Genomic DNA, 23,200 nt, shown 5'->3' on the forward strand with positions numbered 1-23,200 from the left:
CGGACGCACTTGCATCCCGATCCGGCAACATCAGGTAGCCCATGCTCGAGACCACAGCACCGCCAAGGAAAGCACCGCTGGCCACGCCACTGGACACACGGCATCAGGTCGAAACGCCGGAAGGCATCGACCTGCCGCTGCGTCCCGCCGGCCTGATGGTGCGCGCCGTGGCGTTCACCATTGATCTGGGGTTGCGCGGGCTGATCCTGGGCTTGCTGCTCATGTTGCTGGCGCTGCTCGGAAAACTCGGTATCGGCCTGGGCTCACTGCTGCTGTTCGTGGTGAGCTGGTGGTACATGGTGTTGTTCGAAGTACTGCGTCAAGGCCGTTCGCCGGGCAAGCAATGGATGGGCTTGCGAGTGGTGCACGACGATGGCACGCCGGTCGGCTGGTCGGCTTCCCTGCTGCGCAACCTGCTGCGTTTTGTCGACCTGATGCCGTTCGGCTATTTCCTCGGTGCGATCAGTTGCCTGCAACACCCGACCTTCAAACGCCTCGGCGACATCGCGGCCGGCACGCTGGTGATCTACAGCGAACGCCCGCTCAAGCGCCCGCAGTTGCCCGATGCCGAACCCCGCCGCTCGCCGATCCCGCTGACCCTGACTGAACAACGCGCCCTGCTCGCCTTCGCCGAACGCCAGGGCGAACTGTCGACGGCGCGGGTCAACGAACTCGCTGCACTGCTTGCTCAGCCACTGCACATCAGCGCACCGAAAGCCGTTGGTGAACTCAACGGCATCGCCCGCGGCCTGTTGGGGCCGACATGAAGCAAAGCCTTTTCGAATCCCGCCACAAGGCCGAATGGGAGCGTTTCAGCCTCGCCCTCGAACGTCTGGAACGGGGCAAGGAAACCTCGCAGGTCGCGGAATTTCCCAAGGCCTATCGCCGACTCTGCCAGCACTTGGCGCTGGCGCAGGAACGTGGCTACAGCAGTTTTCTGGTCGACTCCTTGCAACAGTTGGTGCTGCGCGGTCATCAACAACTTTACCGCCATCGCAGCCAGCTCGGCGCTAACGTGCTGGGTTTCATCCTGGCCGGTTTTCCACGATTAGTCCGCGCAGAATGGCGCTTCGTGCTGGTCGCCGCACTGCTGTTCTTCGGCAGCCTGATCGGTTTCGGTGTGCTGGTTTTCCTGTTTCCGGAGCTGGTCTACAACCTGATTCCCGCCGATCAGGTGCGCGAGATGCAGAGCATGTATGACCCGGCCGCCGGCCATCTCGGGCGTTCGGCCGAGCGCGCGGCGAGCGAAGACTGGGTGATGTTCGGTTATTACATCATGCACAACATCGGCATCGCCTTTCAGACCTTCGCCAGCGGTTTGCTGCTGGGAGTGGGCAGCGCGTTTTTCCTGTTCTACAACGGCCTGATCATCGGCGCGGTGGCCGGGCATCTCAGTGAGATCGGCTTCGGCCAGACCTTCTGGTCGTTCGTGATCGGGCACGGTGCGTTCGAACTCAGCGCCATCGCCCTGGCCGGTGCGGCGGGGCTGAAACTGGGTTGGGCGTTGATCGCGCCGGGACGCCTGACACGAATCGAGGCCCTGCAGATTGCGGCGCGCCAGAGCATCCTGCTGATCTGCGGCGTGATGCTGTTTCTGTTGATCGCCGCGTTTATCGAAGCCTACTGGTCGTCGCGCAGCGGGGTTTCGCCGCAGACCAAATACCTGGTCGGCGCCGGGCTCTGGCTCGGCGTGGCGATCTATCTGCTGTTCGCCGGAAGGACCCGTCATGCGCCTGAGTGACGCCACCGTGGCGATCCGTCCGCGCACCACCTGGGAAGCCATGGACCTGGGTGTGCTCATGAGCCAGCAACATCGGCGCCTGCTGCTGACCAGTTGGGCCCTCGTCACCCTGCCGCTGTTCGCAATACTCAGCCTGTTGTTGTGGGATTCACCGTCACTCGCCGTGTTCATCTTCTGGTGGCTGAAACCGGCTTACGAGCGCCTGCCACTGTACATCCTGTCCAAGGCGCTGTTCGGCGAAACACCCACCTTGAAACAAGCCTTGCGCCAATGGCCGCGCCTGCTCAAGCCGCAACTGCTCGCCAGCCTGACCTGGCGTCGCTTCAGCCTGAGCCGCAGCTTCCTGCTGCCCGTGCTGCAACTCGAAGGCCTCGACGGCACCGCTCGCCAACAGCGTTTACAGGTGCTGCTGCAACGCAATGCCGGCGCCGCGCAATGGCTGACGATCATCGGCGTGCATCTGGAAACGGCGCTGTGGATCGGCCTGATGGTGTTGTTCTACCTGCTGCTGCCGCAACAGGTCGAAACCGATTGGGACTGGCAAAGCCTGATCTTCGCGGCCGACTACGAATGGCGCTGGCTGGAGCATCTGACCAATGCGTTCTATGCGCTGATCCTGGTGATCTGGGAACCGGTGTATGTCGCCTGTGGGTTCAGCCTGTATCTGAACCGCCGCACCGTCCTCGAAGCCTGGGACATCGAACTGGTATTCCGCCGCTTGCGCCAGCGTTTGAACAGCAGCGCAATCGGCTTACTGCTGGTGGTGTGTCTGCTGTTGCCGGGGTTGCCCTCAGCCTGGGCTGCCGAACCTGCCACGGCTCCAGATGCACCGCGTCTGTTGAACCAGCCGCTGACCAGCGAGGCATCACGCGACAGCATCAAGGCCTTGCTCGAACAACCGCCGTTCAAGAACAAGGAAACCGTTACCCGTTATCGCTTTGGCGAAGATCCCGCTGCTGCCGAAAAACCCAAGGAAGGCGAGGCACCACAATGGTTGAAAACCCTGCTTAAGTGGCTTGACGGTCGACACCTCGACGGCCTGGCCAAGGCGATCGAAGTCGTGCTGTGGGGCGCGGTGATCGCCGGGCTCGGCTGGCTGGTCTGGCGTTATCGAGATCTTCTGCAAACCTTCGTCGGCCGTCGTCCGCGCTTGCCCGAACCGAACAAAAGACCCTTGCCGCAACAGGCCTTCGGTCTGGACCTGCAAAAGCAAAGCCTGCCCGATGACATCGCCAGCCACGCGGAACAGCTCTGGCAAACCGAGCCGCGCGCAGCCTTGGGTCTGCTTTATCGGGCGCTGCTCAGTCATCTGCTGCACGACTTCAACCTGACCCTGAAACCCGCCGACACCGAAAGTGAAGTGCTGGCCCGGATCGAACAGTTGCAGCGCCCGGATCTGCTCACTTATAGCCTTCACCTCACCGGTCACTGGCAGAACATGGCCTACGGGCACCGCGTGCCGGCGGCGCATCTGCAACAGGAATTGTGTGATGGCTGGCGGTCCCTGTTCGGCCACGGAGTTGCCCGTTGAACCGGCGCGCACTCTGGCTTTTGGGCGGCGCGTTGATCGTCGCGCTGCTCGGTGCGCTGGGCATTTATCTGTACCTCAAGGCCACGCCGTACCAGGCCGAAGTCGATCACGGCCCGTCCCCCGCTGCGCAAGCCAATCCTTATCTGGCAGCGGAGATGTTTCTGCGCGAGCGCGGGATCGACGTCAGTCATGCCGAAAGCCTTGCCGTGTTGCCCGACATCGATCCGCGCCAGCACACGCTGCTGATGTTCAACGACCGCTCGAAAATGACTCCACGCCAGGTCGATCAGGTTCTGAACTGGGCCCGGGCCGGCGGAAGGCTGGTGTTTGTCGCCGAGTCGATCTGGGATGAAAAGACCGGCCAGAGCAACGACCTGCTGCTCGACCGCGTGCAACTGCATCAACTCTTCAGCAGGGATCTCAAGGATCCGCCGCCGGATGCCGCCGAAGACCCGTTCCCGAATCTGACCAAACTCTATCTGGAAGACGAGGACGCCCCCGCCTACGCCGGATTCGACACCGCCTTCCATCTCGAGGACCCGAAAAACCTCGCCCAGGCCTGGGCCAACAGCGCGAAAGCCACGCACATGATGCAACTGGCTTTCGGCCTCGGCACGATCACCGTGGTCACCGATGCCGATCTGTGGAAAACCCCGGCCATTGCGCAACACGACAATGCCTGGCTGCTCTGGTACCTCAGCGCCGACACGGCCGTGACCTTGTTGTACAACACTGAACACGACAGTCTACTGACCCTGCTCTGGCGCTATTTCCCGCAAGCCATCGTCGCCCTGCTGGCGTTGATCGGTCTGTGGCTGTGGCATGTCGGCGTGCGTCACGGCCCGGTGCAGGCGCCGTCTCCGAGTGGTCGTCGACAGTTGATGGAACACCTGCGCGCCAGTGCCGATTTCATCCTGCGTCACAACGGCCAGCAGACCTTGCTGCAAGCGTTGCAGCAGGACGTTCTGCGCCGCGCCCGTCATCGACATCCCGGTTTCGACCAACTGAATGTCGCCGAACAATGGCTGGTGCTGTCGCGCCTGACCCGCCAACCGACCCGTGCCATCAGCCAGGCCCTGAGCCCGGCACCGAAGCGGCGCCTGTCCAGCGCCGAATTCTGCCGTCAGGTCGCCCAACTGCAAGCCTTGAGGAACACGCTATGACCGAACACATCGAACCCGGTTCGCCCAGCCACGTGGCCCAGCAACGCCAGCGCGCCAGCCAGTTGGCCCAAGCGGTGCGCGGTGAATTGCAAAAAGCGCTGATCGGCCAGAACCCGGTGATCGACGACGTGCTGACCGCGCTGATCGCCGGCGGCCACGTGCTGCTCGAAGGCGTTCCCGGCCTCGGCAAGACCCTGTTGGTACGCGCCCTGGCGAAGTGCTTCGGCGGCGAGTTCGCGCGCATTCAGTTCACCCCGGACCTGATGCCCAGCGACGTCACCGGCCACGCGGTCTACGACCTGCAGACCGAGCAGTTCAAACTGCGCAAGGGCCCGCTGTTCACCAACCTGTTGCTGGCCGACGAGATCAACCGCGCCCCGGCCAAGACCCAAGCCGCCCTGCTCGAAGCGATGCAGGAACGTCAGGTCACCCTCGAATGCCGGGCCTTGCCGATTGCCCAGCCATTCATGGTGCTCGCCACGCAGAACCCGATCGAACAGGAAGGCACCTATCCCCTGCCGGAAGCCGAGCTCGACCGCTTCATGCTCAAGGTGCGCATGGATTACCCCGACGCCGATCAGGAGCTGGACATGGTGCGTCAGGTCAGTCGCTCGACCCGCGCCGACATGCTCGATGTGCAGCCGCTGCGCACCGTGTTGCAGGCCAAGGATGTGCAAGCGCTGCAACGCATCGCCAGTGATTTGCCGCTGGACGATCAGGTCCTCGATTACGCCGTGCGTCTGGCCCGCAGCACCCGTACCTGGCCGGGGCTGAGCCTCGGCGCCGGGCCACGCGCCTCCATTGCACTGGTGCGCTGTGCCCGCGCCCGGGCCCTGTTGCGCGGCGGTGAATTCGTGATTCCGGACGACATCAAGGGCTGCGCACTGGCGGTGTTGCGCCATCGCGTACGCCTTGCACCGGAGCTGGACATCGAAGGCCTGCAAGTCGATCAAGTCCTTCAGCAACTGCTTGACCAGATCCCGGCGCCGCGCCTGTGAAACCCTCGCGCCTGTTGTTGATCTGGCTGGCGATCCTGCTGACCATCAGCATAGTGCTGGGCACGTTGCAGGCGCTGAACTTCGACGTACCCGCCAGCCTGCTCTCGATCAACTGGGGATTGTTGCTGGCGCTGTTTGCGCTGAGCCTGCTGGACGCGCTGCGTCTCAAGCGCCTGCCCTCGCCCCGCGTGCAACGACACATGCCCGGCAGTCTGGCCCTCGGTCGCTGGAGCGAAATCCGGCTGGAAGTCGAACACGATTTCGACCAGCCACTGACCATTCAACTCTTCGACCATGTACCCGATGGCCTCAGCCACGAAAACCTGCCGCTTTCCACCGAGCTGCAACCCGGCCAGCGCAGCCTGATCGGCTATCGCCTGCGCCCGCTCAAACGCGGCCACTACACCTTCGAAACCTGCGAACTCAACCTGCCGAGCCCCTTCGGCCTGTGGTCCGGCAAACGCCTGCTGACCATCACCGACCACACCCGCGTCTACCCCGACTTCGCCCGTCTCTACGGCGGCCAGTTGCGGGCAGTCGACAACTGGCTCAGCCAGCTCGGTGTGCGTCAACGACAGCGTCGTGGCCTGGGAATGGAATTCCATCAGCTCAGGGAATTTCGCGAAGGCGACAGCCTGCGCCAGATCGACTGGAAAGCCACCGCCCGCCATCGCACGCCGATTGCCCGGGAGTACGAAGACGAACGGGATCAACAGATTGTTTTCATGCTCGATTGCGGGCGACAGATGCGCAGTCAGGATGGGGAGCTGTCGCATTTTGATCATGCGTTGAATGCGTGCCTGCTGTTGAGTTATGTGGCGTTGCGGCAGGGGGATGCGGTGGGGTTGTACACCTTCGCCAGCGAGCAGTCGCGGTTTATTGCACCGGTCAAAGGTGCGGGGCAGCTCAAGGTGTTGCTCAACGGTGTTTACGATCTGGATAGCACACGACGTTCTGCGGATTATACGGCGGCGGTGAATCAGTTACTGATAAGGCAAAAGCGTCGGGCGCTGGTGGTGCTGGTGACGAATGTGCGGGATGAGAGCAATGAAGAACTGCTGAGTGCCATGACACAACTGGGCAAGCAACACCGCGTACTCATCGCCAGCCTGTACGAAGAAAGGCTCGAAGACGTGCGGCTGACTCCGGTTCAATCGCTGACGGATGCGCTGGCCTATTGTGCAACGGTGGATTACTTGAACGGCACGGCAAGACTCCACGAGCAGTTGAGGACTCACGGAGTACCGATCATCAATGCCCGACCCTCGGAACTGGGCGCCGAGTTGGTGGCGCGATATCTGGCCTGGAAAAAAAGCGAAGTCTTGTGACTGCCGGATCAACGTTCCACAACAGGCACAGTCACCCCCTTGCTGACCGAACTACCGCCGGGGTTTTCCAGGGTTACCCAGAGAGAAACCTGCTCGGAGGTTGAAGTCGGCGACCAGGAATGCGAGAAGTTGCCCTGACTGTCAGTGCGCGCTTCCTGGCTTGCTTGCCCATTTCTGGAAACGAAAATTTTCCTGTTGGCCATGGGTTGTCGGGACTTCGTTCCCACGATCAGCGCGGTCATTGTGGTGTATGTGTTAATAAGTACCGGACTGATCGAAGCAGTCACTGACTCGATATCCGCATGATCAGGAGAATCAAGTGGATCCAGAACCTCATAACCCAGAGTCTTCGATCCGGCGGCACCTTCGCGGACATGGGCAGCCAACTGATGCAAGCCAACATGCGCAGCAGTCACCTCCACCTTTGCCAGCCCGTTTTCATTGGTCATGGACGTGCGCGACTGCAAATGCGGAAAGTGCCAAACCACCGGTACGCCGGGTGCGACTCCCCCGTGTTGCTCATAGTGCACCAGGGCTTGTGCTGTCATGGTATCTCCCAGCCAAAAACTGGTTTTTTCACTGGTCAACTCTGCTACGACCAATTCATCCTGCGGAGCAGACACCATCAACGACTTCACATTGCTACCGACCAAACCGCTTTGAACCGATGCGATCAATCGGGTTTCACCTGGCACCCTCCAGAACTCGATCGTTGCCTTGCCTTGCGCATCGGTGAACGTCGAAGGCAATGTTTGACCGCCGTGTTGCCACCTCACTTCGATTCCCGACAGCGCCTTCTCACTGAGGGCCGAAACCACCAATACATGCGCCGACACTGATTGCCCGGGATGACCACTTGGCGAATCAACGACCAACTCTTCAATCCGGCACGGTTCGCTCATTGAATAACGAAAGTCGACTGAAGCCGAATCAGCGCCACCCGCAACAGAAGCGGTGACGATACCTGGACCCGCGACTTTGGGAACAAAGCTGATCCGAGCGACACCCCAATAGTTGGTGGAAGTCACCCGCGATTCCTGCTCCGAAAACTCCCACCGGATCGGTAAACCTCTCATGGCCTTTCCGGTCAACGCATGCTTTACGGTGACTTCAGCCTTCACTGCTGCTCCCCAATCAACGACCTCATGAACACTACTGGTCGCGGTAATCCGGGCGACAAAGGCTCGATTTCCCAAAGACAGGTGCTGAACAGAAGATCGTTCCAGCAAGCAAGAGGCTGCCAACTGAAAAGACACACTGGCATCCTTCACATCTCCATCCTTGAACCGAAACTCCAGCCCCGACTCACTCAACGGGTGGAACTCACCCAACGGCCGGTTGAATTCAAGCCCGAGCTCACTCCTGCCGGGTTTGACCAGACCGAGCGCCAACATTTGATCGCGCAAAGGGCTGCCATCATTGGCAAGAAGGCGAAAACCGAACTCTTCACCGCGCCTTGGAAAGAGTGACCTTCCGGCCCACGCATGCTGCTCTGAATCGTTGATGGCTATCAAGAGATCCCGCCAAGGATCCGTTGCCAAGGCATTGAGTTCAGCACTGGTTTGGGCCGTTGAACCATCGTAAGGGTTTGTGACGACAGCGGTGACACGACTTACACCCGCCTGATTCGGCAGGGCATCATGCCGCGCCCAGCCATCGGTGTCTGTCCGTAAGAAAACCGGCTCGGAACTCCCGATCTGCATCACGATTTCTGCACCCTCGACCGGCTGATCATTGAACGACGAACCCAGCCGAACCTCGATCCGGGCACGCTCGCCTTTGCTCATGACGGGATAAACCGCCGGACCGCGCCTGGCAAGAATCTTGAGTTTGTTATGGCCCAGTTTCAATTGAGTCCTTGTCGTCAGCGACTCTCCATCGATCACGATGGTAGTGGTCTGAGTCATCTCGACACCGACGGCACTACTGGTGAAGTCCAGTTGCCTTTCCGCGCCCCCCGCCGTCATAAAGACATCGTCAATCAGTGGCGGCTTGACCACCATTCCCGGTGCCAATGGTGTGATAGCCGACTTCACTGGCAATCCATGTAAAGCGCTGAGCCCACGCGGCATGAGTATCGACTGGTGAGTCGCCCCCAGGCAGGGATACAACGTGTCCTTACCCGATTCAGCTGGAACATGGTCGAGCATCGCCTGGATCTCAGTGGCGAGATTGTTGTCCAGCAGCCGAACGGGAAACTCGTACTCTTCCTGCAAATGGGAACTGCGGAACGCCAGGGTCGAGAGTCCACTCTTGTCCGGGTCAGCAATGATGTCCCACTCAAGACCGTCAGCGCTCATCACTCGAGCGACACCGGCTTCCGGACTCAGTTGGAGTCCCGGCAAAGGGGGCGTATTCCCATTCCACGCCAGTAAAATCGGCTTGCCAATAAAGCTGCTGTTCGCAACGGGATCAATACGCAGCTTGCGCGCTCTGCCACGCCAACAGACCACGCCCTGAATCAGTGGATCGACCGGCTTCCCGTCCAAAAACACGTTGACCTGCCCTTTCCATGCGTTGGTGAGCAGAGGCTTGACGGCGAATGAATGTTCTTCCACTGGCGCGTCTTCGTGGCGCTGTATCCGCGCAGTAATTGAGTAGTCATTGGAATCGATTGGCTGGTGATCCACACTTGCCCAACCATCCACGCCCGTCAGTGATCTGACCGTCCCGGTCTGTGTATTAAACTCGACCTCGACATTGCCGATCGGTAGTCCATCACTCCTTTGCACTTTCACCATACAGGTGACGATGTCGCCTTCGTCCACCACCGGCGACTTGTTCGGTCCCCAGATCCCGCCGATCTTGACTCTGTTGTACGCCAGCGACAGGGCATTGCCTGGCGATAAATGCTGCAACCTGGAACAACCGAGGGCCCAGTCAAATTGGCCGTCGCGCTTGTCCTCGAAGGTCGTTGTCCAGAGGACTGTACCGTCAACAACAGGCGCTGGCGCCCCGAAGTCCGGTTGAGCGGTTGCCCCCACGTCCGCTTGAGAATCACCTTTTGCCCAGATCAGAAAAAACCGGGCAGCGCTCAAAGGATGCTCCGCAGGCATGTCCAGATTGACGAGGAAGCGCTCGCCGCGCTCCGGATAGCGGGTTTGCGCTCCCCAGACGGCCGGAGTCCCTCCATTGAACCGGGCCTGCAAGGTTTTGAATGGATCAGTGGCAAACGCCCGAACCTCGAAGGCATGCGTCGCTTCACCATCGTCGGACAAAAGACTGGCAACCGAGGCGGTAACCCTGCTCACCCCCTCCTCGGTTGGAGTGTAAAGATACGTCGCACGGCCTTGAGCATCGGTGGGTGCCCGGTGCAGAACCTTCCCCGCCTCACCCTCTACTCGCCAGACCACCTCACTCGCAACCGGGTCTTGGGTATAGAGAGATCTGACCCGAACCTGCAGTTCCACCGATTGGTTGTACTCGACGACCGGGTACGTCTCGGCCTCTTTGAGCGCGAGCAGCTCCAACAGATGATGCCCCCAGGAAACCAACAGCGTACAAGGTGGCGCCGAGTATTTGCTGTAGATCTTCGCTTTCAGTTCATGAGGTTCTTTGCCTGACGGCTCCGGACAATCCAGCAGCCAGTCCAGACTGATGGGCTGAGCTTTTCCCAACTCGGGCTCAGCGGTAATGGCCTCTTGCGGGTTGCCCTCAAGCCACAGGCTGGCCTCGAGATTTTTCCAGACACTCTGCGGGTCAACCTCAAAAGAAACCCTGTGACGCTGATCCCCGGTAGCCCCCAGGCAGATCGGCAGGACGCTGCCCGCGACGAAACGTTTGCCATCATTGATGACTGCCTCCAACGCCAGCGCCGGAAGAATCAGCTTTACCTCTATCCCGGTCAGACGAATTTCCACAGAGCTGGGTTCGCCCACACCCCTTGCCGGGCTGCTCAAATTGATCTCCAGCTCATCACCCGCTTGTAAACCCAGGCTGTCCGGCAAATCCTCGCGCATCTCGGTCAGATCAACCGCCAAAGGATCGGCATCCTGCACCCTCGCCTTCACCGGCAATTCGATTTCAAACTTTTCTACACTCCCTCTTTTATTGAGCACCACTAGCCCGGGCGATGACGAATAGGTGTTCTCGTAGAGAAAACGCAGGCTATACCGGGCCTCCTCCTGCTGTCCGATCGGCACGATCATCCTTTGCCGAACCGCAGCGCGGTGGGTGAGCGTCATGATCGATACGATGTCGTCTCCCCATGTGTCTTCCCGAATACCAACACCTCCCGGATTGACCACATCGACCCAGTGGGCATAGCCCTGAGTCATGTCGCCGTTCTTAACGAAGTTATATTCCGTGTCGATATCTCTTTCGCTCATGATTGCGTTCCCTTGGTCTCGACCTTGCGCTCAGCTTCGTTAACCAGTTCCTGTACTTTTCTGGAGAACGCCAGATCCCCGACCTTGGCGGTGTAAAACACCTTGAGCACGATATCGGTCAGCGATAACAGCATCGGCTTTTGCTTCAAATGCCAGGGAAACACGATCCGCCAGCGCGAGACGGCACCAGTGTTTTCAAACGGCAGCGTCATGCCTTCGTCAGCTCTCAGAGAGACAATGCCCATGTCGTCCAAACCAGAGGACAGGGAAACCTGCTGCCCACTGCTCAGATTGATCAGCACGTCGACAGGCGCAACGCCCTCACCGGAGTGCAGATACTCCAGCGATTCGGTCGTCGGTTTTGTGGCGATATAGCTGCCGACCTGCATCAGGTTCGCCACCACATTTTCGAACGGCCCCGTGAGCACCGGCAGAGTGACTTCAACGCGTAAAATCTGGCGGCAGTAATGATCGTGGTAATCGCGGTCGAACAGCAGCTGAATCAGCTCGAAATCCAGTATGCCCTTATCCACCAATTGCCCCAGCGCATCAGTCCAGTTGTCATAACCCTTGGGCCGGGTCGCCGGATCGTCGAACAACCGTTGCAGCGAAACGGTCTTGACGATCTCCTGGCGTCGCTCATGGCGTTGCAAATATTCCGACCGCATTCGCAACAGTCCGGACTGCAATGTCGCGCCAGCCGTCAAGCCGCGCCGCTGGTCGCGCCAGACATAGGTGTCCAGTTGATAGGCATCGAACTCACAGGTTTCCGCTCGCAAGGCTGTCTGAGCGCTCAGGCACAGTGCAACAGCGGCGTCATACGCCTGAAAGTGCAGGGTCTGCAGTTGCCCCATCAGCCACTGGTAGAGCTCCAGGTTGGTCGCCCGGGTCTGCAGGAACTCGAACAGTTTGAGCGCCTGACTATTCACGGCCAGGGTGTGTTCCAGATTGATCCTTGCTGCATTGATCGCCCGTTCCTGGCCCGCAATCTGGGCACTGATCGCATTTTTTTCAGTAATCGCCTGATTGCGCAGCAACTGCCATTCCTCTCGGCGGCGACGATAGCTTTCGGAGGTAGCCGTCTTGTCGGCATTGGCGCGCTGCACGTCTGCAGCGATCTGGAAACCAAACCCCACGGCGCTTACCAGGTGACCTGGCTGATGACCGCCATTGGCGCCCACTCCGAAAATGTTGGGGAACGCATGGATAACCGCCGCCCCCATCTGAAAGCCGGTGGCCAGAGAAGCCAAGCCCGAAGCAGCTTCAACATGCTCCATGACTTTGAACTCATCGGGAGAAATGTGCTTGTCGTACAGATCGGCGTAATGCAGTTCACGCTCCTCGGCCATGGCTCTACTGTGCTGCAGCGCCGTAAGACTCTCGACCTCACGTGCGATGGATTCTTCCTGTGCCCGACGAGCGAATTCGCCCAACTCAGTCAAGTGGCGTTGCTGCATCGTCTCCTGCTGGACACGATCCTGCTGTTCAAGCAGGCGCTGCACTTCGTTCCCCAGCTCCTGCAAGTGCTGCACCATCTGCAACGCTGCATCGAACAGTACGTTCCAGCGATAGACTGCCACTCGTAACTGCCCACCCATCGGTCGCACCGGTCCCGCGTTACCGGCTGCCAGGCGGCTCAACAACTCCCTTGGATCCATGGCGGTAAAAAGAGGGATGGATGCAAGCTTGCCGTCAATTGTCCGACCATGACGAATGTTGGCGATACGCTGATCAGGCAGGTCAAAGAACGTCAGCAAGCGCGGGCTGACCGGCATCTTGAAAGAACGCGTGCCGTAGACACCCAAATGCTGAGTACGCGCAGCCCTGACAGGTAAATCCTCTGCTCGCAGCTGCAGTGTCTTTTCAAAATCCGCGAGGGCCGGTCGGGTCTGCATCTCTCCCACAAGTTCACCAAGCTCCTTTGCAAACCAGCGATTGACGCTACGGGTATCCGGCCTGGCCCCCATCAGCGATCTGGCCCGAACATACTGCAGCTTGGCAGCCGTCAGGCTGTCTCGCGTCATCTGGCGAAAGAGCCAGTCGCCCCAGGCTATGAGGTTGTTCACGTAGTCGAGGAAAATCACGACCTGGTAATGCCAGGGCGATGAATAGGCGATAGCATCCGGATCCCCCGGTGCGAAGACTTCACAGGCGATGTCGGGCTTTTCCGCGTCCAGAGGCCGGCAATTCCAGTATGGTGGTTTTGGCGGGACATGACCGTCCGCCGGTTTCGCAGGCGACTGAGGGTCGAATATGTAATGCAGCCATCGCTGGGCCGCTTCAAAACGGTTCTCGTCACGCAGCCGGGCGGCAATCAGGTGCGGAAAGTGAAAAAACAGCTCCCAGAAAAACAGACCGTTGGCGCCATCGAACGGACCGTTCGGCTCGACCTGGCCCTCGGGCAAAGGCGGCTCCTTCGGAAACTGCGTCGCCCAGTCCAGCAACGCCCCGATCGATACACTGGATTGCAGCACCAGTTCGTGCCCGATCAACGTATTGAGCCGGACGTATTTCAGCTTGAGAACACTCGACGGTTGATTGAAGGCCAGAAACTGGGCGCCCTGCGCATCGGTGTCATGGATATACGGCAGAGGTCCATGCTCACCGAGCTTGGCGGGGACCCTCAGGACGAGGGTTCGCTCACCATTGTCTGCGGCGCCTGTCAGCGTCACGGTGATCGTGCTGCTGTTGAACGCCGTCCGTTTGATTTCCAGCCATTTCGTTGCCCATCCGCCGGAGGACGGATACTTGTCGGTAGGCAGCTCCGGGTCATCACCGGTGGAACCCTTGACGGTCAGCGTGAAATCTATCCCAGTGCCATCGCCATATGAGACATGAGCACAATAGCCCTGAACCCAGAGCGAGTACCCGGTAGGGCTGTTACGCACGATATAAGCCTTGATCCCAAGGTACTCGGCCAGCGTGCCGGGTTTGGTGATCTGGCTGTCAACGGAAGGAAACAGCTTCGGCTGCATCTTTTGCTGAAGCGTATGGGGATCGACAAACAGGTGATTGGCCAGGTAATCCATGACCGCCGTTTCATCCTTCACTTTGCGAAACAGCGAGTCACGGGTTTCATAAATCGCGACAGACCGCGCTGACGACGTCAGTGCCTTGGGCTGGGCATTGGTCACATGCACCGCCAGCCTGCCCTTGGGATACGAGGTATCGATCTCGTCGCGCAAGATCACCGCGACCAACCGGCACCCCTTCGACACGTCCTTGTCCGTCTGCAGCAGATGCAAGCGAATGGGTGGCGACCAGCTGTCGTCCAGCGCGATAAACGCCACCCTGAGTTCCAGCTCATGGGGGCGCTGCATCTCACCTGTTTTATCGAAAAGACCCGGGCGCCATTGAAGCCAGACCATGCATGACCGGCCCTCCCAAAAGACCATCCGACAGTCCAGCACGGTGTCATCGGTGGGAATGTCGGCAGATTTCCATTCTCGCCAGTCAGTCGGGTTGACCGATGGCGAGTCGACCGCGAGTTTGATATTGGCCTCACGCCAGAACCAGCCATAAGGTGCAACGCGTTCCCTGCCCACCAGGTAATAACGTGTGTCCAGCGGATTGGCACCATCCAGATATCCGCTCAGTACGTTCAGATTGCAGGTTTCTTCGAAGCTGCGTAAATAGCGCTGTGCGCCCTTGAGCACCGAGTCGTCAGTGATCGAGGTCTGATTCACATGACTTTCAAGAGCTCTGAACAACTCGGTTTTACGGATGCGCACATAGGGCGTGATGTAATCCTCAGGTGTGCACAACAGCAGCATCATTGCAGACCACGACCCGTAACTGCCGGCCAGCTCCCACTCTTCCAGAAGGGTGGGCTCGAACTCCCGCCCGTCGTACCCCGGTTCGAGTTTCTGGAACACCGCATGAATGTAAGCCTGCAAACAGCTCACGGCCTCCGCTACCCATGAGGTTTCAATCTCATCGCTGTCCAGCGGGTCGGAGCGCAGCCATTCCCAGAGATCATCCGCCGATTGGGTATTCATCGGAAAGGGATGATTGGCCTTGTCATGCTTTGCGTGAAGACAGAAATCAATCAACGCATTGCGACGCAGGGCTGACAGCTCACCTGAAATTTTATTGAGCATCACCGTCTCCTGTCACTGTTTGCGTTGTTTGCGGGGCGCCGGTACTCGTCGGCGCGCGGGAAGGGCTGCGACAAACGTCACATCGCGGAACGTAACGGTCGTCGAGTTTTCAGCCTTCGCTTTAACCCCCACGGTAAGCGGCTCGCCTCTGGTGAACGTCAACTCGGTGCGTCCTTGCTGGTCAGTAACAGTTTTGATCACACCCTTCGTCGGTGGATCGAGTATCCAGGCCACCAATGTGCCTGCGATGGGGTTGTCGTAGTCGTCCAGAGCGATGGCGCGGTAGGTCACCGGCGTTCCGATCAGCACCGTGCTGTCGGGCACGGGGAAAGAGTTTTGGGATTTCAAATGGAGTGAGGCCATATCCGGCCCGATCTCGACCCTCGCTGCGGCCGTTTGCTCACCCAGATCCAGCCAGAAAACGGGAGTGACGCTGCCCATCCGGCTGCCCGGGAAAAACTTCACTTTCGCCGTGCCGTTACTGTCGGTGGTGATCATTGAGGTTTCAAACCGGCCCAGCGTGGTGGCGCAATGAACATTGACGTTCAATCGCGCCTGGTCTTCGCGGTTCTTTACCGTTACGGTAAATTCGGCAAATTCGTCCGGTTTGTTGGCGATCAACCTGACGGGATCGGGCTCCGTCGTCCAGCGCACGATCACGTCCAGTTCCACGGCCATGACGTCGTCAGCATAAGTCGGTTCGGTCGTGGTCGTCAGGCTGGCTCTGAAAAGGTCTGCGGCGTGCTCATAGTCGGCATATTTGCTGTCCGGTGACAGCGTCGCGAGCTCGAGGAGTGTCCTGGCACTCTGACCGGTCTTTTTGGCCAACAAGCGAATGCGTGTCAGCACATCGAGTTGTTGCAGGGTCACGACCAGGCCTTTCGACGGGTTCACATGGGCGGCGCAGATGCGCACTTCATCCACGCTCCAGTTGAACAGCTCGGCGAGCCTCTTCGCGGCACGCTCCTGAACCAGCTCAAGACCGTGATTGCTGAGGTTGGCCGGTAACGCGTTTATGCGGTGCAGATAGTCAACCAGCCTCGTTTCCGGCTGATCGCTCATGCCCAGGGCACGTTTGTAGACTGTCAGGTAATACAGCGCTGAAAGGTCGAATGCGTCGACCGAATTGAGACCGAACCATTCGCGATACCCGGTCGCGATGAAGTGATTCAGGAATTCACTGCTGAGTTCCAGCCTCGCGACCACGGCACTACGTCTCGAGAACTCGGCCAACACCTGCAGAACAGGATCGCTCGGCGGGTCTTCCCGCCGCAGCATAGTGCCGCTGTCCTCGAAAGCTTCCGGCAATGCGAGCACTTGAGCCAATACAAAATGCACATTTGCACCGGACCAGCCAAGCACCTGCAGAACCATATCCGGCTTCAGACCGCTATACGCAGCCAACCCTTCCTGCACCATGCTGTTCTGACTGGCTCGGCAACGCAGCACGACCGCCAGAATCAGCTCCACCAGACCTGTATCGAGGCTTCCCGTCTCCGACACCACGGCCCGCTCCGTCATTTCCCGGGCATGGTCTTCGTAGCTCTTATCCGCTGATTCAACAAAATCACGAATCAGTCCCTGTTCGTCAACCAACGCCGCCAGCGCCCGCAACCACTGGCGATTGTTCGACAAAGGTTCGATACCGGCCATTTTCAGTACTTCTTCCGTCACCCGAGCCACCGGGACCTGCCGACGCAATTGATCGAACAGCGCGAGTTGTCTTTCATCGGGGCGACTCGGTGGCCAGACCGATGCTTGTTGCACCACCCAGTGCACCGGCAACTCTGCGGTTTGCGCCCATTGCACGCAATCCATCAGGGCATGCATCACACTCAGTACGTCCGGCGTCTCGGCTGATTGTTGGTTGTTGATCTGCGGCACGCCGGCCAGCGTGTTCACCCACGCCTGCCCTCCCATCAGGTTCAACAACAGGACCGCCTCGATCGGAGTGATCCCCAATAACCGGGGCAGCCGGACCATGCGATGAAAACTGGAGACGATCGGCAAGCTGCATTGGAGATCCGTCAGACCGTGAGCGGCGGCAATCAGGTTGGCAAGGTAAAAATAGGTTTCCAGATCAATGCCCAGGCCTGCGCACAGTTGCTTGACCGTAAGCAGGTCGGCAGCGGTCTCGGGAATCACCGGGAAGGATCGGTCATCCAGTACCAAAGGACGAGAACTGGCGGCACCACTGTTGAAAATTCGATCGTATTGGGCACGCTCCGTACCGCGCCCGAAAACGGAAAGCGGCCCGAGAAAGGCGGCGAAGTCTTCTGCGGGGCATCCAAAAATCTCCCGAAGTTCCTGGAACAGCCCGAGAGCTCGCAGCGTATTGGCAGTAATCCAATAGCGAGAGGGGGACGGCGAGGGCTCCTCGGCGAGCATTGCCGCAACGATCAGTCGATCGGTTTCGTGACTGGCCAACTGCAACCAGTCAGTCAGTCGCACTATACGATTGGCACGGTCAACTCGGTCGGGCTCCATATCCTCGAAACGGTTGAGCAGGTCCACGCCGGTATTGACGATGCTGATGTGAGGGGACTTGGCCTCATGTATGAACACAGACCCATGATCCCGGCCTGTTACAGGGTATGGGCCAGGGCTCATCGGGGAACGCGGCGCATTTTCGGACAGGGCGGGAGCAAAACCTTCAATCGAAAGCAATGCCTCAAGCGCCGGCGTACCCAGTTTCATTCGTTCGTTGAAAACGGCGACGAGCCTTAGATTGCCCACCGAAATGTCCTTGAGACCGAGGTATTTCAGGTAGAACTCGTCTGCCCCGTCTGGAAAATGACTCGCCTCGGTCAGGATTGTCCGCTGTGATGGACTCAACCGTGAAGCTTGAACGAGGGCGTCATCCGACTTGTCGCTCCACGGTGTCGAACGAAGCAAGTACGGATACTGCAAATCGCACAGACGCACCACGCTGCCCACCGATTCGCCATGCCCCTTCAGTACATGATCGAGGTTGACCCAGGGCCAGTGAAAGGGCAGCTCACGGGGAAATGCCTTCTGGCTCAACGCCTCGTCGAGGTTTTGAATAGACCCCAGCGTGGCGGTGATGAAGCGCTCCATGATGTGGCTGATCACTTCCACCGACGACACTACACCATGGACGGCCTTGACATCGATCAACAGATTTTCGAGGTCCGTACGCCGGCCAACGAGCGGAAAGTCCGTGCCATCGGTCATGCCCAGTCGATGCAACGCCCAATGCAACAGGGTTGTCAGATACGCCGCAGGCGAGTGAATGGCTTCGATCGCTCCCGGCGGGCACAAGTCGTCGAAGTTCGGATTGAACAACAAGGCGTAAGTCGGACCGTTATTGAGCCCCTTGCGCGCAGCGGGCCGGGAGTCTTTCGCGGTCAATTGGTGCTCGATGAATTGCCGCAATACCGCGGTCGACAGCACATTGAGGCGCTGCTGGAACTCGCCGGCCTGTTGCCGGGTCAGGCCATAGTCGTGCATCAACCCGTCGACGCCTTTCTGCGCCAGTACGGCGACCGATCCCCCCGCCTTGAAAAAACGTGTCAGTGCCGTCGTGGACGAGCGTTTGGGTTTACCGACCGCTTGCGTGAACATCTTCTGAGCGATCTGAGCGGGAGAGCGGTTCATGTTAATGCTCCTGGGTCCGAACCGTTTCCAGTGAAGGAACGGCGCATTTCGCATAGTGCCTGCAACGGATTTGGCGCCATCGCACGGGCGGCGTCTACTGTCAGAACTGACAGTAGACGCGACCATTGGTCGGATCACTCGGGGTTCGGATGAAGGCTTGACGGCTCGTCAGATATTTCGAATCGTTTGCTGTCAGCGGGCATGGAGCGTTTTCCACCCACGACCTGCACGGCACGTGCCCAGTGCGGGCCGCCAGGCAGATTTCGCTCGGATACACCGGCCCAATGTTCACCGTCGGTCACAAGAGCGTTGACATGTTTCTTGTCGGGGTCGTACCAGGCGACCACATCAACCTTCGAGCCCGCCCGAGCACCGCCCGCAAATTCGGGTGTTGCGCTCTTCCATTCGCCCTCTGACGGTTCATTGAATGTGGGTGCGGCCTCAAGTCGCTGCACGGATCTGGGATCAGACCAACCCGAGCGGAATTCGCCCTGGCGCTGCTCGGTAACGATTGAAAACTCGGTGCCGGTTCCAGGAAGCTCGACCTGACAGCACCACGTCCCGTCCTCCTGAACCTCGGTCTGCCCCAACTCCGTACCATCAGGCAAGGCAACCACGACTATATATCCCGGATATCCGAATCCACAGACCACCACAATCTGTCCGACACCCTCATCGGTGCCTGGTGTTTCAATGAGTGCCATGTCAGGAACAACAGTGACAACTACATCCTGGCCAAGCGGCGACTCCTGATCCTTGAAGTACTGCTTGGCGTTCAGTACGCATGACCCCAAAGGCAGTGTGAAAACCTTGTTGAAATATCCATCGTCAAAATGCGGATAAACAGGATGGGGAACGCCGTCGACGTACACATTGACCTCAGTCCGGTCGAATCCATTTCCCGCTCTGGCAGAGCCTTCTACCGTAAATGTCTGGGGGACCGATTTGCCTGTTTCTGGAAAGGTGATCCTTGGTGCAAACAACACCACTGTGAAATCGACCGGATTACTGGGTGGCGATCGCAGGTCACCCTGCACCTGTATGGCGAAAACGGCGTATGTCAGATAGTCGAGTTCCTTGAGCGGTACCGACCAGACATCCCCTGTTGCGATCGCCTCTCCCAGCGGCTCTCGAGTCACGTAATCGAAAACCATGATCGTGAAACCGTCGATCCCGCCGGTGCCGTGCAACACCGGCAAATGATCCGTCTGCCCACCGGGTGGCGGATTGATTACCGGTACGCTCACCGCTATCTCGAAGGGCATGGACACCGGGTTGGAGGTTTCCCCACCGAAAGTCTGCTTGACTGAGACCGTGTGCCTGCCGGGGCGAAACGCCGTGGAGCGCTGGAACTCCCACTGCCCGTTTTCGTCCGTATCCACAACCGTATGTAAGGCAGGATTGTCGCTGAACGTGATCGTCAACTCGGCTCCCCGCCAGCATTGGCCAACGACCTCTGCAAACAAACCCTTCGGGATCACTTTTTCGATAACGGCAAGGGGCGCGGGGATGACCACGGAAACAGGATAAACCGGTTCTGATTGCAGCGCCTTGAAACACTGAATGGCCGTAATCGCATACGTACCGGGAGCCCAGCGTGCGGTTGCCGTGGCGGACCATCGCGTATCCGTGCCAACCTCGGCGATTGGCACGTTCGCAGAACTGCCGCCTACCAACCGGACCTCTACAAGGGAGCGCGGTTGATCGGACCAGTTCCTGCCCGTACCGGAGAACCTGGGAATGCCGTCCGGGCTGACGCTGAAAGTCAAGGTCGGAGGGGGAACAGGCACCACGACCCGGGTGTTCTCCGGCGCCCAATCCGAATAGATCGGCTGCCCTGTAGTGTCGAGCAGACTTTGTCGACCGCCGATCAGCGAATCACCCGGCAACCAATCAGGAAAGAGAACCGTCCAGGGCGAAGTTGTTACGGGAAAAGAGTGGAAAGCCGTCATGTTGCTCTGAACGTAGAGATGGAACGTCGCCCCGATATATCCGACACCTCCGAGGGTCACATTGCTTTGGGCATCGACCTGTACCGTCAGTTTGGTCGGTGTTGGAGGGGGTATCTTGAACGTGCGCAAATTACCGCGTCCGGAACTCTTGCCTCCAAAAGATTGTTCGACCACCAATGAAACCGGACCCGATCTGACTGTCACAGGTATGGTCCAGGTACCGTCACTTCTCACCTGACTTTCACCGACAGAATCGTTCGTCAGATCGTAATAGGCAGCGACCTTACTTTGAGCCAAACCATTATCGCCACTGAGATCAAAGTTTGGGTTCTGAGTCGAAGCCGCTGTGGGGAGAGTAATTCGCGGATAGCCCAGTACTTTGAATGCAACTGACTCGGTGTAGCCATAGCGATTGTTGGCTGGATCGTCGTAGAAACGGACTTTTACCACTGCGTCGCCAGAGGGCAAGACTTTGATAGAGGGGCCTGCCCATAATCCGGACGGATCAATTAGATCTCGATTTGCCCAACTTTCATAAATATTCGAAGCATTCAATGCGAGCATTGCCGACCCTGGTGCACCGATGGCTTTATAGACAAGGTCCTTCATTGGCACCACGGCTCCAGCCGTTGGGTAGGTCAGTTTTGCTCGATACATGTATGTCAACTCACTACGAGGCGAATTTACACCTTCAACTTGCTGATACGCCACCATCTTCTGAGAGTTTCTGTTGTCCGCAACAGTCAGCGGCACTAACCATTCTCCGCCGGTTGGCTGAACGCGCGCTGCCAACGTTCCACCTCCGTGATCAAGTACCATAAGGGCCCCGGCAAGACCTTGCGTTCCAGTGACATCAAATGTTGAATTAGCGAAGTTCCGGGAGCCAATCACCGGTGTCGGGGGTGGAGTTGGAGGTGTCCAAGTAATATATTCGGCAGTTTCCAAATCGACTGGAATTTCAATCCCGGACGATGTATCCCGATAAGTAAAAGTAAAACCTATTCGCGCTTTCCGTGTGCTAATGGGTATATCGGCTCCCAAGTTCAAATTCATCCAGCTGCCATTCTGTGAAGCATTCTGATTCGTTGAGTAACCTTCAGTCGATCCTGGAGGGCTCTGGTAGAGAGAAAACCAAAGCCTGCCGCTAGTACCGCCGTTCTTGGCACGATATTGTTTTGCTCGGCAATCAAACGAGGTGCCATTGGCATTCCAAAAATATTCGACTTTAAGCTCTGCCCAGAGTCCTGACTTCTCGGCCCTCAACGTTTTGGCGACAAACAGTCGGTTTTCATCGGGTCCCGAGGATTCGAAATCATCGTCGTCCTTGCTCTTTGGTTCCACCCCGCTGTCAGGAACATCTTTTTCGTCGTCGGTATCCATGATCTTCTCCAACACGGTTCAGGAAGGTGCCGGTGCATGCGAAAAATTGGCTCACTCATTAATGGCAACTTTTTGTACTCCCACACCTGACAGATCTGACAGTCCCGACAAACGGTAACTCTTCCCACAACCCGGTCCGGCAGCGTCCTGCAAGTCGTAACAGCGGGCTACGACACCTTGTGCCATTGCCTACAAATCCCTCAGAATCCGCCGGCTTGTGCGCCTTGGCGTTGCCCCGTAACTTGACTCCCGTCGCTGCCAATCAGCGGCCGGGTTTAGTCGCCCGGGGTAAGGTAAGGTTTGCAAACGCGCCATAAAGTCGGGTACTCCCTATCCCCGCACTCGATGGTGGCTGTGAGCAGGGCGTCCTCGGACGCGCCGGAAAAAGCCTTACTTCCCCGGTCGACTAACCTGCTTACAGCTGCCACCCCCTCGTTTAGTCGCGACGAGGTGGCGGCCCAACTTAAAAGGAAGTTAGGCATGTTCAAAGCAACTCCAAATCCACCGCTGGACACCGATCCAAAGGACCCGACCGATCAATCCGACCCGGTTTCCCCCTACACCTCCAACGACTCGAAAAAACTCCACGACGCCGCCCACAAGGCTCTCGACTTCTACCTCAATCCCAAACCTGAAAAGCCACGCAACTCGGTGGATCGCGGCATGCAGATGTTCAAGGTCGATCCCGAGATCAACCCCGAGGCGATTGCCATCCAGACCTACGAGACCTTTTCCTCGGTCAGCATTCTGTTGCTGGATCTGGCGGACAGCCTGGACGACAAGCCGCGGCACCTGGCGATGGCGATCTATCAGTTGAGCGAGATGGGATTGCTGCTGGCGGAGAGGACGCTGGATAACGAGCGGGCGATTGCTATCGGCTAGCCAGCCGTCAAATAGACGGTGTCAGTACTGGCGCCTTCGCGGGTAAGCCCGCTCCCACAGGGTTTCGTGTCATTCACAAAAAATTGTGACTGCCGCAGGAACTGTGGGAGATTCTATGTTGCAGGGGAACCCTGCAATCTTAGATTCGGTTGGTATTCGCTCTGGTTCTTCATGAGGGC

The 23,200-nt window shown here is 58.5% G+C and carries 11 protein-coding genes; 7 read left to right on the plus strand and 4 right to left on the minus strand.

The features are described from left to right. Positions 1-41: 41 nt before the first annotated feature. Genes AC07Y2_RS25935 through AC07Y2_RS25960 form a run of 6 tightly spaced genes read left to right on the plus strand, consistent with a single transcriptional unit; the run spans position 42 to position 6,761 of the window. Complete coding sequence (locus AC07Y2_RS25935; RefSeq protein ID WP_039765965.1) at positions 42-767, plus strand: RDD family protein; 726 nt, start codon at positions 42-44, stop codon at positions 765-767. Beyond that, the gene (locus AC07Y2_RS25940) at positions 764-1,741 is read left to right on the plus strand and encodes a stage II sporulation protein M (RefSeq protein ID WP_103387207.1); all 978 of its coding nucleotides are present in this window, start codon (positions 764-766) and stop codon (positions 1,739-1,741) included. The genes AC07Y2_RS25935 and AC07Y2_RS25940 overlap by 4 nt, the downstream gene beginning before the upstream one ends. Continuing rightward, positions 1,728-3,272: a DUF4129 domain-containing protein gene (locus AC07Y2_RS25945; protein ID WP_103387200.1), complete on the plus strand. Its 1,545-nt coding sequence runs from the start codon at positions 1,728-1,730 to the stop codon at positions 3,270-3,272. Before AC07Y2_RS25940 ends, AC07Y2_RS25945 begins: the two co-directional genes overlap by 14 nt. Beyond that, positions 3,269-4,435 carry a DUF4350 domain-containing protein gene (locus AC07Y2_RS25950; RefSeq protein WP_103387201.1) on the plus strand — a complete coding sequence of 389 codons (1,167 nt, stop codon included), beginning with the start codon at positions 3,269-3,271 and terminating at the stop codon, positions 4,433-4,435. The genes AC07Y2_RS25945 and AC07Y2_RS25950 overlap by 4 nt, the downstream gene beginning before the upstream one ends. Further along, positions 4,432-5,433 (plus strand): AAA family ATPase, encoded by a 1,002-nt coding sequence (locus AC07Y2_RS25955; protein WP_103387202.1) that lies wholly within the window; start codon positions 4,432-4,434, stop codon positions 5,431-5,433. Before AC07Y2_RS25950 ends, AC07Y2_RS25955 begins: the two co-directional genes overlap by 4 nt. Then, a complete protein-coding gene (locus tag AC07Y2_RS25960) occupies positions 5,430-6,761 on the plus strand; it encodes a DUF58 domain-containing protein (protein WP_103387203.1) in 1,332 nt (443 codons plus the stop codon). Before AC07Y2_RS25955 ends, AC07Y2_RS25960 begins: the two co-directional genes overlap by 4 nt. A gap of 8 nt (positions 6,762-6,769) precedes the next feature. Here AC07Y2_RS25960 and AC07Y2_RS25965 read toward each other — a convergent pair whose 3' ends face one another. The 4 genes from AC07Y2_RS25965 to AC07Y2_RS25980 all read right to left on the minus strand — a co-directional run bounded on the left by AC07Y2_RS25965 (position 6,770) and on the right by AC07Y2_RS25980 (position 22,139). Further along, entirely contained in the window at positions 6,770-11,089 is a 4,320-nt protein-coding gene (locus AC07Y2_RS25965) for a hypothetical protein (protein WP_103387204.1), read from the minus strand. Further along, the gene (locus tag AC07Y2_RS25970) at positions 11,086-15,189 is read right to left on the minus strand and encodes a Tc toxin subunit A-related protein (protein WP_103387205.1); all 4,104 of its coding nucleotides are present in this window, start codon (positions 15,187-15,189) and stop codon (positions 11,086-11,088) included. Before AC07Y2_RS25970 ends, AC07Y2_RS25965 begins: the two co-directional genes overlap by 4 nt. 12 nt (positions 15,190-15,201) lie before the next feature. After that, positions 15,202-18,807 carry a Tc toxin subunit A gene (locus tag AC07Y2_RS25975; protein ID WP_158248870.1) on the minus strand — a complete coding sequence of 1,202 codons (3,606 nt, stop codon included), beginning with the start codon at positions 18,805-18,807 and terminating at the stop codon, positions 15,202-15,204. A gap of 134 nt (positions 18,808-18,941) precedes the next feature. Beyond that, positions 18,942-22,139, minus strand: coding sequence for a hypothetical protein (locus AC07Y2_RS25980; RefSeq protein WP_146040498.1), 3,198 nt, complete (start codon positions 22,137-22,139; stop codon positions 18,942-18,944). A gap of 480 nt (positions 22,140-22,619) precedes the next feature. Here AC07Y2_RS25980 and AC07Y2_RS25985 point away from each other — a divergent pair, with 480 nt between their 5' ends. Beyond that, positions 22,620-23,021 carry a DUF6124 family protein gene (locus AC07Y2_RS25985; protein ID WP_074688389.1) on the plus strand — a complete coding sequence of 134 codons (402 nt, stop codon included), beginning with the start codon at positions 22,620-22,622 and terminating at the stop codon, positions 23,019-23,021. Positions 23,022-23,200: the final 179 nt, after the last annotated feature.

It is taken from the genome of Pseudomonas sp. GW456-12-1-14-TSB6 (assembly GCF_059424205.1).